The following is a 13,594-nucleotide window of genomic DNA, read 5'->3' on the forward strand; positions in this document are numbered from 1 at the left end:
AAAGTTGGAGTGATGGGGTGCATCACGGGTAGAGAGGGTTCCAGACGGTGGAGTGCAGTTGAGTAGATGGTCAAAATGATTGGAAGAACCAATCTGATATCCCCTCTGGGTGGACGGTGACTCCACTTGCTGGATTGACCATTACTGTGCCCTGGGTCACTGACTAAGTCAATGGTCGAAATAATGGAAAAGGTCTCATTTTAAGGATTGCAAGCCGTCGTTTCACCCTTGTTTGGGCTGGTCAGATGCGCTGCTAGTGGTGAAAGGTATTAGGTTTTACCGCTCTTAACCCTTGGTCAACCCTAGGTGTTTCCCTAGTGTGATCTGCGTAACGATTAGCCACAATGGTGACTAAGCAATCAATGAAACGGTGATTGCAATGAGCGAGAAGTTGTCATTTTTCGCTGATTCACCAGCCCCTTTTCTAGCCGCAGTGTGGTTCTAGAAAATTGAGAAAACCTTTCGGAGGTACCCCATGAGCACACCGATCGATGAGATCCGCAGCACCCTTGACCGAGCTCTCGAAGATCGCCCAGAAGAAGGCATCGTTCGAGTCAATCGGGAGATCTTCACTGATCCAGAAATCTTCGAAATGGAAATGAAGTACATCTTCGAAGGCAACTGGATCTACCTGGCACATGAGTCGCAGATCCCCAATCCAGGCGACTACTTCACTACCTACATCGGTCGCCAGCCGGTCGTCATCACCCGCTCTAAGGATGGGGAACTCAATTGCCTCATCAACGCTTGTTCTCACCGTGGCGCCATGCTGTGCCGCCGTAAGACAGACAACCGTATGACCCTGACCTGCCCGTTCCATGGCTGGACCTTCGCTAACGACGGTGCCCTCATCAAGGTGAAGGACGAAGAAGACGGTGCCTACCCAGAGAACTTCCGTAAGGATGGTTCCCATGACTTGCGACGCGTCGCCAAGTTTGAAAGCTACCGAGGTTTCCTCTTCGGTTCTCTGAACCCAGACGTGTTGCCACTGGAAGAGCATCTTGGAGATGCCACAGTCATGATCGATATGCTTGTCGACCAGTCTCCTGAAGGTCTGGAAGTTCTTCGCGGTGCATCAACCTACACCTTCGACGGTAACTGGAAGCTTCAGACCGAAAACGGTGCCGACGGCTACCACGTGTCATCGACGCACTGGAACTATGCAGCTACGACCGCGCGCCGCGGTACTGGTGAATCCACCAATGAAACCAAGGCGATGGACGCTGGCACCTGGGGCAAGCAGGGTGGCGGCTACTTCTCCTTCCCACACGGGCACTTGGCGCTGTGGATGTGGTGGGGCAATCCGGCGGACCGCCCACTCTACGAGCGTCGAGAAGAGCTGAAGGAACAGTACGGCGAGAAGATCGGCGAGTTCATGGTTGGTGCCTCTCGCAACCTGTGCCTGTACCCGAACGTGTACATCATGGATCAGTTCTCGTCGCAGATTCGCCATATCCGCCCAATCGACGTGGATAAGACAGAGGTCACCATCTACTGCATCGCTCCCAAGGGAGAGTCGAAGGAAGCTCGTGCGAATCGTATTCGCCAGTACGAGGACTTCTTCAACGCCACCGGCATGGCGACCCCAGATGACCTGGAAGAATTCCGTTCCTGCCAGAAGACCTACCGAGCCACTGCTTTCCCATGGAATGACATGACCCGTGGCCTCGGACACCAAGACGCAGGCCCGAACGAGGTTGCCAAGGGTATCGGAATGAACTCTGTGCTCTCCTCTGGTGCACGCACCGAGGACGAAGGCTTGTACCCAATCCAGCACGGATTCTGGGAAGAGATCATGCACGCTGCGCTGGATAAGGAGTCGTCGTCGACCAAGTCTGTCGTCGATGCGGAGGCAGCCGAAGCTGCAACGCGCGCCTTCCATGAGCAGCGCGAACAACGCAAGGCAGCAGCAGCCGCAAAGCGTGCCGAATCAGGCGCGGGTGCAGGCCGCCGTCGCCGTCGTCGTCGCTAAGCAGAACCCCAACACGCAGCCCAAGGAGAACTCAATGACCACCTTTACCCGCCACGATGCCGAAGATTTTCTCTACTACGAAGCTCGGCTTCTCGACGATCGCCAGTTCGAGGAATGGCTCCAGTGCTACCACCCAGAAGTTGACTACTGGATGCCAGCCTGGGATGACAACGGAGAACTGACTGAAGATCCGCAGTCGGAGATCTCGCTCATGTACTACCCGAACCGAGGCGGACTCGAAGACCGTGTCTTCCGCATTCGCACGGACCGCTCCTCTGCAACGAGCCTTCCTGAACCACGTACGAACCACAACATCACCAATGTGGAAGTCGTCGCTGAGCGCGAAGGGGAAGTGGATGTTCGTTACAACTGGACCAACTACTACTTCCGCTACAACACCACTGACAACTACTTCGGCACCACATTCGTGACCTTGGATGTCTCGGGCGACAAGCCATTGATCAAGTCCAAGCGCATTGTCCTGAAGAACGACTACATCCACCACATCGTGGATGTCTACATGGTCTAAGAAGAACAACCGAAGGAATTGACATGACTAGTAATCACTCTGTAGCACTCGCGTTTGAGGACGGCATCACTCGCTTTATCGACTGCGCCGAAGATCAGACCGTCGCCGACGCCGCCTACCAAGCAAAAATTAACATCCCCTTCGACTGCCGTGACGGTGCCTGCGGCACCTGTAAGGCATTCTGTGAATCGGGTGACTTCGACGAAGGATCCTTCGTCGATGAAGCACTGACCCCAGAAGAATTCGACGAAGGCTACTGCCTGCCTTGCCAGATGAAGCCACTGAGCGACATTGTCCTGCAGGTTGCCACTACCTCGGCCGCAGCGAAGACTGGAGCATCCACTTTCGAGGGCACCGTCACTGACGTTCGCCCACTGTCGGATTCCACCTTCCACCTGGAAGTCGAATTGGATACGCCAACCGAGCTGAACTTCCTGCCTGGTCAGTACATCAATATCACGGTTCCAGGCTCTGACCAGACCCGTTCCTACTCGTTCTCCTCCGGGCCAAAGGAAGGCAAGCAGAGCTTCCTCATCAAGAACACCCCAGGCGGACTCATGACCAACTGGCTTGCCGACACCGCAAAGGTTGGCGACCGCCTCACCATGACCGGGCCTTTCGGATCCTTCTTCCTCCGCGAACCCGTCAACCCAATTCTGCTTCTCGCAGGTGGCACCGGTTTGGCTCCAATTCTCTCCATCTTGGAGCAGCTCGCAAATGATGAGCTTCTCGACGTCCCCGTGCGACTCATCTACGGCGCAACATTCGACCACGACGTCGTCCAGCTTGAGCGCATCGAGTCGTACAAGGAATCCTTGCCAGACTTCGACTACTCAGTTGTTGTTGCGGACAAGGAATCTACTGCGGAGTTGAAGGGCTACGTCACTGACCATTGTGATGCGGACGAGCACCTTCACAACGGCGAAGCGGACATCTACCTTTGTGGACCACCACCAATGGTCGAAGCAGTTCGCACGTTCCTGAACAACCAGGACAACCCACCAGAGAACTTCTTCTTCGAGAAGTTCAATCCGTCATCGCAGGTTGCTGAGGATGCCGACAAGCCAACTGCTACGCCTGTCGATGAAGGCGCAGAATCACTGGTAGGAGCTTCTCGCTAATGACAATGAATCGGGATAATGCTGAATCGACGCACGTACCTGTCGGTGATGCAGCAGAACAGGAGATTCTGTCTCCTGGGCGATTCTCCGGACAAGTTGTCGTGGTGACCGGAGCAGCGCAGGGCATTGGATACGCTGTCGCAAAGCGAATCGCTCATGAAGGCGGACAGGTGCTTGCGGTTGACCGTGACGAGCATGTGTTTTCTGTTGCTGACGAGCTGCCCGGCGCACACGCTGCAACTGCTGACTTGGAAACATACGTAGGTGCGGAAAAGGCGATCGCTACTGCCATCGATAGATTTGGGCGCGTCGATGTCCTTATTAATAATGTCGGTGGCACGATTTGGGCGAAGCCATTCGAGCATTATGCGGTGGATGAGATCGAGAAGGAGATCCGTCGCAGCCTCTTCCCAACGTTGTGGATGTGCCGCGCAGCCTTGCCAGCTCTGATCGATAACGGTGGCGGCACCATCGTGAATGTGTCGTCGGTAGCAACGCGTGGCATCAACCGAGTGCCATACGCAGCTGCGAAAGGTGGCGTCAACGGCATCGTGTCAGCACTTGCCAAGGAGGCAGCGCATCACGGTGTGCGGGTAGTTGCAGCCGCGCCGGGCGGAACTCTCGCGCCACCACGCACCATTGCTCGCGGTCCTGCTCCTAAGGGAGAGCAAGAAGCACAGTGGTACGACGAGATCGTTGAGCAGACCACAGATTCGACCTACTTTGGTCGCTACGGAACTCTTGACGAACAAGCTGCGCCAATTTGCTTCCTAGCCTCAAGGGAAGCGTCGTACATCACTGGTTCCGTGCTCCCCGTTGGTGGAGGGGATCAAGGCTAGTCGAAGCGCACTAGCCCATTTATACAAACTAAGCCGAACCGAACACGCCGGCTTGTAAACTACATCGCGTGACTATGCATCGTGGTGTCCGAGGATCTCAGCTGGACAATATTGCTGGGAAAATCCGGGAGCGTGATGCCGGAGATGGGATTGTCGTGCAAATCTCCGGTGCCGTTGGCACTGGCAAGTCGTCCATTGCACATGATTTAGCGCAGACGCTGCCCGGGTACACAGTGACCCGGGTTTCTGCGTTGCCATGGGAAGCGCAGACCGCGGGAGCCGTCGTAAAGCAAGTGGCTGCGCGTCTCGGCTTTACCTCGCGGGCGGAGCTTACAGATCACCTCGATGCGCAGGACCGCTCATCAGTTCTGGTAGTAGATGACGCACACCATTGTGATGTGACGTCGTTGCAGTTCCTCATCGGTCTGGCCCGAAAGTCCACCGCTGGCCGGATCGCGCTAGTTTGTTGCATCGCCAGCGACGCGCGCGGGCAGCACCACGTGACTGCTCCAGACATTGTGGATCTAGAAGCACTTGCCGACGAAGTATTCGAGCTACAACCCCTCGACCTGCAAGAACTTGCCTCCTATGTTCTCACGGAGCATGGTGTCTACCTTGATGGCGCGACAGTGGATCAGCTGCATTTGGTGACGCATGGGTGGCCGGGTTTGGTGCGCGAAGTAATGAACGCCGAATCCGCAGAGTATTGGCATCAGCCAGGACCTGAGATTCCTATTCCAGGGCGCTGGAAGTCGTCATTGCAGCGTCGCTTGCGTAGTTCCGAGAGGGTTGACATCGAAACGCTGAAGTCTGCGCTGTCGGCCATTGCCATTACACAAGGGGATTGCCCGCTTGAGTTACTCAATGAGTTGGGGCATGACACTACCGTCGTCGATGAGTTGGTGCGTATCGGGTTTATTGCGGTTCGGCCGATGAAAGCACCACCCCAGGTGAGTTTTCTTCGTGCCCGTGATCGATACGTTGTTCAAGCACTGACTCAGCCTGGAACAACTGCCGAACTGCACTCGAATGCGGCAGAATTTTATACACGGATTCAACGTCCAGATGAGGCTGCGTTCCATACAGCTCTTGCCGAACAACGCCTGTCCACAGAATCGGCAACGGCGCTACGCGACTACGTCGAGACGCTCATTGGCGAAGGTCGCTGGCGCTCTGCATCTGCTCTCCTGCGTATTGCGGGCAATTACACCGTTGACACCAATATCGCGCAGTCAATGCACATCGATTCCATTGAAGCCCTCATTGCTGCTGGTGATATTCCCACAGCTAGTTTGCGAGCGCAGAGTTTCGTCTACCAGGCATCGACTGTGCAAGAAGAATCAATGATCGGCTATCTTGCCACTCAATCTGGCAATCGGGGAGTAGCAGCTGGGGCACTCAACCGTGCGCGTTCGCTTCTCGACGAGTCTGGAAAGCATCGTGGCGAAGCAGGCGCGAGACTAGCTGCTCGGATGACATTGTTCCATCTGCTGGAATGGAATTTGAGGGAAACCAACGCGTGGGTTCGAAAGGTAGGTGAATGGGCCGAGCCAGGATCAACGACGCGACTTGAAGCGGAGTTGATCGGACTTGTAGCTAAAGGAGCGTTGACGCAGACGCTCCCCACGGACGAACATGATTCGTTGGAATCGCCGTTGCATATCCAACGGCGCAATATGGCATTGGGTTGGCTGAGCCTTGCTGCTGATGATCCCATTTCGGCCCGCCAGCATTTGCAGTTTGTGCCAGGCATCGAAGGGTCTGAGCGTATTAGTACCTGGCAGTATGCGTGGCTTGCTCGGACGCATTTCGTCTTGGGAGATTTCACTGAAGGAGCCGTGACAGTCGAGCGCGGCCTTGCTCGCGCAGAAAGATTCGGGCAGAAGTCACTGGAACCACTGCTGTTGTGGTCAGGGGCACAAATCGCACTTTTCCGTGGAGAAAAGTCGCTCTACGAGCATTACCTGTCACGAATGAACCTGCCCAAAGATTCTTTCCGAATTCAGAGGATTCCAGCAGCAATGTGCCGAATGCTGGCGATGCTGCGGCAGAACAATCTCGATGCCGCAGTACGTTCGGCGCGCGAACTGGTGGATATTCATGATGAAGGCAGCATTTTGCAGCCTGGATTCTGGCCATGGGAAGACGTCGCCATCACTGCGTTCCTACGAGGTGGTCACGCCGGAGAGGCGAAGCGATTACTTGAGATGAGTCTCGATCGGCCGGGACTAACTGGTTCGCTGACTGCAAAGCTCATGGCTGTGCAAGCTCAGCTGCACTTCGCTGAGGGGGATATCAAAAAGGCGATTGCATTGTCTGATGAAGCGGTCGAACAGATCGAAACCCTACCTATGCCCGCGTATCGTGCTCGAATACTCTTTGAATACGGACAATCGTTGCGTCGAGTGGGGAAGCGTCGGCAAGCAGAAGGGATGTTTGCGCGTGCTGGTGAGGTGTACTCGAGTATGGGGGCCACGGCGTTCGTCGAGCGATGCAACCGCGAGCGACGAGCTGCGGGTCTGGGGCCGCGAGAGAAAACGGACACGGGGCTGACACCACAAGAGCACGAAATTGTGGCGCTTGTGATGCAGGGCGCGACTAATCGAGATGTTGCGAGCGAGCTATACTTATCGCCGAAAACGGTTGAGTACCATCTCACCCGCGCTTACCGAAAGCTCGGTATTCGAAATAGAGCGGAGTTACCCGCTGCGATGAAAGGGATCCAGCACGGGTGAATAACGCTCACTTTTGATCTGGGTAAGCGTGTGCGGAGAATTCCCTAAGAGAGGCTTGTAGGACATGGGGCTACCCGCGATGGGGGGAACGTCATTTAATGCCGATAAATTAGATGGACGGGGATGTGCGCAGGTGGGAGCGTCGCAAGTGTGACTACCGTTAAAGGATGTAGCTACTGTGGCTCAACCTTACTAATTGTGTAAAGCTGTCATGTTCGTTAGCGTCAATAGCTGAAATCTGTGCGCGCGATAAAACTGTCAGTTCTTCTCATGGTTTTGTTACCTGCGCGTGAGATCGATCCACATCAAGACTTAAGGACGTATAAACATGGCGAAGATGTCTACGAAGCTCCGCTCTGCAGTAGTAGCTGCTGTTGCAGTAGCTGGCTTGGGCCTTGGTGCAGGAGCCGCCTCCGCGCAGCCGGCACTTCCTCCAATGCCTGCAATGCCTGAATCCCCGGCAATTCCTGGAATTAGCTTCCCGCCTGCTCCAGGTAATAAGGAATTTGTTGCGTTCGGCGATTCCTTTACCGCAAACGCTGGCAAGGCTGGCCCGCGTGGTCTCGAGCCAGGTCAGAATCCACTGGTTGCCAACTGTGCAACGGACATGGAGAACTGGCCAAAGATTGCTGCTGGCCAGCTTAATATGTCCGTAGGTGACTGGTCCTGCAACGGTACCGGTGGCATGCCAGTCGTTCAGCTCCTCGCGTACGTGGAGGCAGCAATTGCTCAGGGCGATCTTGGTCCAGGTACCAAGGAAGTTGTCCTCATGTACGGCGGTATGGACGCACTGCAGTGGGTTGACGTTGGGGGTCGCATGATGGGCCAGGTCAACATGGATCCAACTGTGTACCGTGACACCATGCGCCAGGTGAAGGATCGCGTGAAGCAGGTTGCTCCAGACGCTCGTGTTACCCTGACCTCGTACCCTGAGTACGCAACCGGTGACAAGCTGTGTCTGGTCAACTTGCCAGGACAGACCATTCCAATCGATGCTCCAGGTGCTACCCAGATTCAGGAAGCATTCCGTGACACGATTGCGAGCGCGGCGTACTACTCTGGCTCGCACTTCATTGACGTGTACCAGCAGTCCATTGGACACGGTACGTGTAACCCTAACGATGCGGATCGTTGGGTCGCAGGTTTCGCAGACCCAGCTCTCGGGCCAATGACGAACCACCCAACCATCGCTGGCGAGTACGCGATGGGCAACATCATTGCTGGTGGCCTTCGTTAAGCTATTCGATTAAGCCCTCCCACTTTTTGTGGGAGGGCTTTCGTCATTTCTATGGCGTATAGGAAGGCGTAAAAGCCACCCCTGCCTGCAACGGTGCCGAAAAAGGGGATTTGGGAATCGGGCAGGGTTGCTGGTAGTCTCAGGCAGTCCGCTCAATGAGGGCTATTTTTCTGTGCGTTCACCACTGGTGGCGTCGCAGGTAGGTACCACATTGATTCGGGTGTAAATCGTAACAACTTTGCTAAAGGCCCCTCGCCTTACAGCGTCTCCCGCGTCACGGGTGGCGAGCCGGACCGGCTATTGAACTGGTACGGCGCCAGTAGCCCGAAATCGCGAGAATAACGTTTTAGTGCGCTTCCAAGTCTCAGTCATCTTTGGCCTGACTTATGTGTGTGCTTCGAGGTGGGACGGAACCGTAGCGAGAAAGGAATCGGTCACTAACCATGACCATGACTGACCCAATCGCCGACATGCTGTCGCGCGTGCGTAACGCAAACAATGCGTACCACGACACCGTCTCGATGCCGTCGTCCAAGCTCAAGGCTAATATCGCTGAAATCCTCAAGCAGGAGGGTTACATCGAGGACTACGCAGTCGAGGATGCAAAGGTCGGCAAGACCCTTACTCTGAACCTGAAGTACGGCCCATCCCGTGAGCGTTCTATCGCTGGCGTTCGCCGTGTTTCTAAGCCAGGTCTGCGTGTCTACGCTAAGTCCACCAATTTGCCAAAGGTCCTCGGCGGCCTGGGCGTGGCTATCATTTCCACGTCTCAGGGTCTGCTGACTGATCGTCAGGCAACTGAGAAGAAGGTAGGCGGGGAAGTCCTCGCCTACGTCTGGTAGGGGGGAATTACACAATGTCGCGTATCGGCAAGAACCCCGTAGCTATTCCGGGCAACGTCACTGCAACCATTGATGGTCAGGACGTCACCGTGAAGGGCCCAAAGGGTGAACTTTCTGTCACCATTCCTGAGCCAATCAAGGTTGAGCAGAAAGACGGCGAAATCGTCGTCACCCGCCCAGACGATAACCGCAAGAACCGCTCTCTCCACGGTTTGTCCCGCTCCCTCATCAACAACCTGGTTGTTGGTGTAACCGAGGGCTACCTCATCAAGATGGAAATCTTCGGTGTGGGCTACCGCGTTGCTAAGAAGGGCAAGGACCTCGAGTTCTCCCTGGGTTACTCCCACCCTGTTCTTATTGAGGCTCCTGAAGGAATCACCTTCGAGGTCGATGGCACCACCAAGCTGTCCATCGCAGGTATCGATAAGCAGAAGGTCGGACAGATCGCCGCGAACATCCGTCGTCTCCGTAAGGATGACCCTTACAAGGGTAAGGGCATCCGTTACGAGGGCGAGCATGTCCGTCGCAAGGTCGGAAAGACGGGTAAGTAATGAGCAACACCAACGAAAAGCGCCTCCCGGTAGGCAAGGACATCTCGACTCGTCGTCGTGTAGCCCGTGCTCGCCGTCACGCGCGTCTGCGCAAGAACATTCGCGGCACTGCAGAGGCACCACGCCTCGTTGTGCACCGTTCTTCTCGCCACATGTCCGCACAGGTCATCGACGACACCGTCGGCCACACCTTGGCTGCTGCGTCGACTCTCGATGCAGATCTGCAGGGCTTTGACGGCGACAAGACCGCTAAGGCAGCAAAGGTTGGCGAGCTGATCGCTAACCGTGCCAAGGCAGCTGGCATCGAGAAGGTCGTTTTCGACCGCGGTGGCTACCAGTACCACGGTCGCGTTGCGGCTCTGGCTGATGCCGCTCGTGAAGGTGGCCTGAAGTTCTAATGATGCAGACCAATAAGTTCTACGGAAGGAACGCGTGATGCCGGGACGTGAACGGCGTGATGGCGGACGTGACTCCGCCGACAACCAGAACAACAACCGCCGCGGCGGTCGCGAGGGTCGCGACAACCGTCGGCAGCAGGACGAGCGCTCGCAGTACCTGGAGCGTGTCGTAACCATCAACCGAGTTTCCAAGGTCGTTAAGGGTGGTCGTCGCTTCAGCTTCACCGCTCTGGTCATCGTCGGTGACGGCGAAGGCATGGTCGGCGTTGGCTACGGCAAGGCTAAGGAAGTACCAGCTGCAATTCAGAAGGGCGCAGAAGAGGCTCGCAAGAACTTCTTCCGCGTTCCAATGATTGCTGGCACCATCACCCACCCAGTTCAGGGTGAGGCAGCAGCAGGCATCGTTATGCTTCGCCCAGCTGCTCCTGGTACCGGTGTTATCGCTGGTGGCGCAGTGCGCCCAGTTCTTGAGTGCGCAGGCATTCAGGACGTACTCTCCAAGTCCCTCGGTTCGGACAATGCAATCAACGTTGTCCACGCAACCGTTGACGCGCTGAAGCAGTTGGTTCGACCTGAGGAAGTTGCTGCTCGTCGTGGCAAGTCTCTCGAAGAGGTTGCACCAGCAGGCATGCTGCGCGCACGAGCTGGACAGGGGGCTTAAGTCATGGCTCTGAAGATTACGCAGGTCCGTGGTACCGCTGGTACCAAGCAGAATCAGAAGGACTCGCTGCGCACTCTCGGTCTGAAGCGTCGCCACCAGTCGGTGGTTCGCCCAGATACCCCAGAGGTCCGCGGCCTGGTGAACGCAGTTCGCCACATGGTCGAGGTCGAAGAAGTAGCGGGGGAGTAGGTTACTAATGAGCGATCCAATTAAGCTCCACGACTTGGCTCCAGCTCCTGGCGCTAAGAAGGACAAGACCCGCGTTGGCCGCGGTGAGGCATCCAAGGGTAAGACCGCTGGTCGCGGCACCAAGGGCACCAAGGCTCGCAAGCAGGTTTCGGCAGCATTCGAGGGTGGCCAGATGCCACTTCACATGCGTCTGCCAAAGCTGAAGGGCTTCAAGAACCCACGTAAGATCACCTTCCAGGTTGTCAACGTGGCTGATCTTGAGCGCCTCTTCCCAGAGGGCGGCGACGTCACCATCGCTGACCTGGTTGCAAAGGGCGCAGTTCGCCCGAAGCAGCCAGTCAAGGTGCTGGGCAACGGCGACATCAAGGTTGCTGTTAATGTCACCGCTACCAAGTTCTCGGGCTCCGCAAAGTCCAAGATCGAGGCAGCTGGCGGTTCTGTCACCGAGGCGTAAGCCATCTGTGACAGTGCATGAGCACTGATCTTTAAAGCCCCCGCGGCGAAGGATTTTTCCTTCCCGTGGGGGCTTTTTCTATTTCTGCAGAGGCTTTACGACGATGCCCGCTGCACAACACTAACGACCCGGTCAATATCAGCTGTCGTGTGTCGTGCTGTCATGGTGAGCCTCAGCATTGCTTGGCCTCGTGGCACTGTGGGATAGCGAATGGCAGGCACAAATATGCCTTCGTCGCGTAGCGCGGCTGCAACCGACATAGCCCGCTCCTCATCGCCGATTGGCAGTGGAATGATGGGGGCGTTGAGAGTTGGATTCTCCGAAGCCGATGCTATTCCTAGTGACTGACGCAAGTAGGAAATGTTCGACTGCAGTGTGCTGACCAATTCTGTCTGGGTGCGCACAACGTCAAGGGCAGCGATAATTGCGGCTACCGACCCGGGATTTAGGGACGTTGAATAGACGAAGCTGCGTGCCTGATTTCGCAATAGTTCGGCAATCTCGGTTGAACAGATGACAGCTCCACCTTCAGAGCCCAAAGCCTTGCTGGCGGTGACGACGAGAATGTCAGGGATTGCGCCAACTGCAGCACATAATCCGTGACCGTCCTTGCCAATAACACCGGTGCCGTGAGCGTCATCGATCATGAGCCAAGCGCCATGTTTCTGGCAGACTCGATGCAGTTCTTTGACATCGGCTAGTGCACCGGACATGGAGAACACACCGTCGCTGATAACCAGCGCATTGTCGGCAGGGCACTGCGCCAATAGTCGATCCAGCTCTACGTAATCCCGATGAGGAAAGACCGTGACTTTTGCGGCAGCCTGCTTGCAACCATCGATGATGGAAGCATGATTAGTCGCGTCGGAGAAGATCTGGACGTCGGCTGTGGCGATTGTGGCGATCGTCGACAAGTTGGCTTGGTAGCCGGAGGCGAAGAGGACGGCATCGTCCGCACCAAAGAACTGAGCGAGTGCGTGTTCGGCGGCGGTGTGTAGGGAAGTGCCAGTGGTGAGGCGGGATCCGCCCGATCCGACCCCATAGGTGCGCAGTGCTTCGGTAGCTGCTTCGACGAGTCTGGGGTGCGTCGAGAGGCCCAGATAGTCGGAGGATGAAAACAATAGATACTCGCGCTTATCGACGACCGCATGTGGCAACTGTGCCGTCGAAAAGGTGGAGAGCTGTCGACGTAGCCCACGTGCAGCCCACTCTTTGTTGCGGGTCCGAGCGGAATCGGTGAGCGGAGTGCGGCACTGGGACGCACGATTCGTGGAAGCTGATTGTGGGGTGGGCTGGTGTGACATTAGCGGTGTGCCTCGAACTTGTTGGGGTCAAGCTGAATGAGGCACGGAGTGTTTTCGAGGTAGTCAATGGTTGCGGACACTTCATCGAGTGGTCCGTCGTAGATGAATGCTCTTGTGCCAAGCGGTGAGTGCATGTCTTTGATGTTGGGCACCCGGTAGAAGGTGTCGTTGGTGGCGATGTAGCCCTTGGTGTAGTCGACATCGTCAGAAATGCACACTTCTGCGATGATGTGTGGAGCGCTTTGAACTTTGGAGGCGAGGATCAGTGCCTCGTGAAAGTGATCCTTGTTTTCCGCGCTCACGCTGTTGATCTCTGCGTCGAAAGCGCTGGCTCGGACACCCCGCTGGAGATCCGATTCCAGGCGTTGTCCGGTTTTTGCGTCAATGAGCATGGCTCCGCGAAGTCCGGTTACGGAGTACATTGCGGCGACGATGGTATCGGTACACTGCACACCACATTCGCTAAGTATTTGGTGCATAAGTTCGCGTGCGTGATCCGGGCTCTGACAATTGGTCTGTACCGGCGTGAGGGCAGGCACTCGGCACACATCGGCGGGTGCCACGGCATTGATGCTGATCACGATGTCGTCAGCGCAACCCTTGGAATGCGTCAGCGCACGATTAGTCATGCGAGCGGCTAGTTCCTCAAGATCGGTGGCGGCGACGAGACGTTCCGCTCCTGAGATGTGGTGGCCGTTCTGGCTGGAGCGCATTCGGATGCTATATACAGTCACGAAACATTACTGTACACCGTTCAAGTTG

At 56.1% G+C, this 13,594-nt stretch carries 14 protein-coding genes; 12 read left to right on the forward strand and 2 right to left on the reverse strand.

Annotation, left to right across the window (positions count from 1 at the left end):
* Positions 1-475: 475 nt before the first annotated feature.
* The 12 genes from benA to rplO all read left to right on the forward strand — a co-directional run bounded on the left by benA (position 476) and on the right by rplO (position 11,528).
* Positions 476-1,972 (forward strand): benzoate 1,2-dioxygenase large subunit, encoded by a 1,497-nt coding sequence (gene benA / locus WG938_RS01975; RefSeq protein WP_339977015.1) that lies wholly within the window; start codon positions 476-478, stop codon positions 1,970-1,972.
* 34 nt (positions 1,973-2,006) lie between these two features.
* Positions 2,007-2,501 carry a benzoate 1,2-dioxygenase small subunit gene (gene benB / locus WG938_RS01980; protein WP_339977017.1) on the forward strand — a complete coding sequence of 165 codons (495 nt, stop codon included), beginning with the start codon at positions 2,007-2,009 and terminating at the stop codon, positions 2,499-2,501.
* Positions 2,502-2,524: 23 nt separating this feature from the next.
* The gene (gene benC / locus WG938_RS01985) at positions 2,525-3,622 is read left to right on the forward strand and encodes a benzoate 1,2-dioxygenase electron transfer component BenC (protein ID WP_445292873.1); all 1,098 of its coding nucleotides are present in this window, start codon (positions 2,525-2,527) and stop codon (positions 3,620-3,622) included.
* Entirely contained in the window at positions 3,622-4,461 is an 840-nt protein-coding gene (locus WG938_RS01990; protein ID WP_445292874.1) for a 1,6-dihydroxycyclohexa-2,4-diene-1-carboxylate dehydrogenase, read from the forward strand. The genes benC and WG938_RS01990 overlap by 1 nt, the downstream gene beginning before the upstream one ends.
* A 74-nt stretch (positions 4,462-4,535) precedes the next feature.
* Positions 4,536-7,196 (forward strand): helix-turn-helix transcriptional regulator, encoded by a 2,661-nt coding sequence (locus WG938_RS01995; RefSeq protein ID WP_339978730.1) that lies wholly within the window; start codon positions 4,536-4,538, stop codon positions 7,194-7,196.
* A 328-nt stretch (positions 7,197-7,524) separates the two neighbouring features.
* Entirely contained in the window at positions 7,525-8,433 is a 909-nt protein-coding gene (locus WG938_RS02000; protein WP_339977019.1) for a GDSL-type esterase/lipase family protein, read from the forward strand.
* Positions 8,434-8,876: 443 nt separating this feature from the next.
* Complete coding sequence (rpsH, locus tag WG938_RS02005; RefSeq protein WP_339977021.1) at positions 8,877-9,275, forward strand: 30S ribosomal protein S8; 399 nt, start codon at positions 8,877-8,879, stop codon at positions 9,273-9,275.
* A 14-nt stretch (positions 9,276-9,289) separates the two neighbouring features.
* A complete protein-coding gene (gene rplF, locus WG938_RS02010; RefSeq protein WP_339977023.1) occupies positions 9,290-9,826 on the forward strand; it encodes a 50S ribosomal protein L6 in 537 nt (178 codons plus the stop codon).
* Positions 9,826-10,224 carry a 50S ribosomal protein L18 gene (gene rplR / locus WG938_RS02015; RefSeq protein ID WP_339977025.1) on the forward strand — a complete coding sequence of 133 codons (399 nt, stop codon included), beginning with the start codon at positions 9,826-9,828 and terminating at the stop codon, positions 10,222-10,224. Before rplF ends, rplR begins: the two co-directional genes overlap by 1 nt.
* Positions 10,225-10,261: 37 nt before the next feature.
* Entirely contained in the window at positions 10,262-10,885 is a 624-nt protein-coding gene (gene rpsE, locus WG938_RS02020) for a 30S ribosomal protein S5 (RefSeq protein ID WP_339977027.1), read from the forward strand.
* A 3-nt stretch (positions 10,886-10,888) separates the two neighbouring features.
* Positions 10,889-11,074, forward strand: a complete 186-nt coding sequence (gene rpmD, locus WG938_RS02025) for a 50S ribosomal protein L30 (protein ID WP_339977029.1) — start codon at positions 10,889-10,891, stop codon at positions 11,072-11,074.
* Between the two features lie 7 nt (positions 11,075-11,081).
* Positions 11,082-11,528: a 50S ribosomal protein L15 gene (gene rplO, locus WG938_RS02030; RefSeq protein WP_339977031.1), complete on the forward strand. Its 447-nt coding sequence runs from the start codon at positions 11,082-11,084 to the stop codon at positions 11,526-11,528.
* Positions 11,529-11,623: 95 nt separating this feature from the next.
* Here rplO and WG938_RS02035 read toward each other — a convergent pair whose 3' ends face one another.
* Complete coding sequence (locus tag WG938_RS02035) at positions 11,624-12,832, reverse strand: aminotransferase class I/II-fold pyridoxal phosphate-dependent enzyme (RefSeq protein WP_339977033.1); 1,209 nt, start codon at positions 12,830-12,832, stop codon at positions 11,624-11,626.
* The gene (locus WG938_RS02040; protein ID WP_339977035.1) at positions 12,832-13,566 is read right to left on the reverse strand and encodes a 6-carboxyhexanoate--CoA ligase; all 735 of its coding nucleotides are present in this window, start codon (positions 13,564-13,566) and stop codon (positions 12,832-12,834) included. The genes WG938_RS02035 and WG938_RS02040 overlap by 1 nt, the downstream gene beginning before the upstream one ends.
* Between the last annotated feature and the right edge of the window lie 28 nt (positions 13,567-13,594).

The sequence above is a fragment of the Corynebacterium sp. H113 genome (assembly GCF_037572315.1).
Taxonomy (GTDB): domain Bacteria; phylum Actinomycetota; class Actinomycetes; order Mycobacteriales; family Mycobacteriaceae; genus Corynebacterium.

What these genes read in the sequence shown, in the direction of transcription:
- rplF (WP_339977023.1), top strand. Translation starts at nt 9,290, where the DNA reads ATGTCGCGTATCGGCAAGAACCCCGTAGCTATTCCGGGCAACGTCACT.
- WG938_RS01995 (WP_339978730.1), top strand. Translation starts at nt 4,536, where the DNA reads ATGCATCGTGGTGTCCGAGGATCTCAGCTGGACAATATTGCTGGGAAA.
- benB (WP_339977017.1), top strand. Translation starts at nt 2,007, where the DNA reads ATGACCACCTTTACCCGCCACGATGCCGAAGATTTTCTCTACTACGAA.
- benA (WP_339977015.1), top strand. Translation starts at nt 476, where the DNA reads ATGAGCACACCGATCGATGAGATCCGCAGCACCCTTGACCGAGCTCTC.
- rplO (WP_339977031.1), top strand. Translation starts at nt 11,082, where the DNA reads ATGAGCGATCCAATTAAGCTCCACGACTTGGCTCCAGCTCCTGGCGCT.
- WG938_RS02035 (WP_339977033.1), bottom strand. Translation starts at nt 12,832, where the DNA reads ATGTCACACCAGCCCACCCCACAATCAGCTTCCACGAATCGTGCGTCC.
- WG938_RS02000 (WP_339977019.1), top strand. Translation starts at nt 7,525, where the DNA reads ATGGCGAAGATGTCTACGAAGCTCCGCTCTGCAGTAGTAGCTGCTGTT.
- rpmD (WP_339977029.1), top strand. Translation starts at nt 10,889, where the DNA reads ATGGCTCTGAAGATTACGCAGGTCCGTGGTACCGCTGGTACCAAGCAG.
- rpsH (WP_339977021.1), top strand. Translation starts at nt 8,877, where the DNA reads ATGACCATGACTGACCCAATCGCCGACATGCTGTCGCGCGTGCGTAAC.
- rplR (WP_339977025.1), top strand. Translation starts at nt 9,826, where the DNA reads ATGAGCAACACCAACGAAAAGCGCCTCCCGGTAGGCAAGGACATCTCG.
- rpsE (WP_339977027.1), top strand. Translation starts at nt 10,262, where the DNA reads ATGCCGGGACGTGAACGGCGTGATGGCGGACGTGACTCCGCCGACAAC.
- WG938_RS01990 (WP_445292874.1), top strand. Translation starts at nt 3,622, where the DNA reads ATGACAATGAATCGGGATAATGCTGAATCGACGCACGTACCTGTCGGT.
- benC (WP_445292873.1), top strand. Translation starts at nt 2,525, where the DNA reads ATGACTAGTAATCACTCTGTAGCACTCGCGTTTGAGGACGGCATCACT.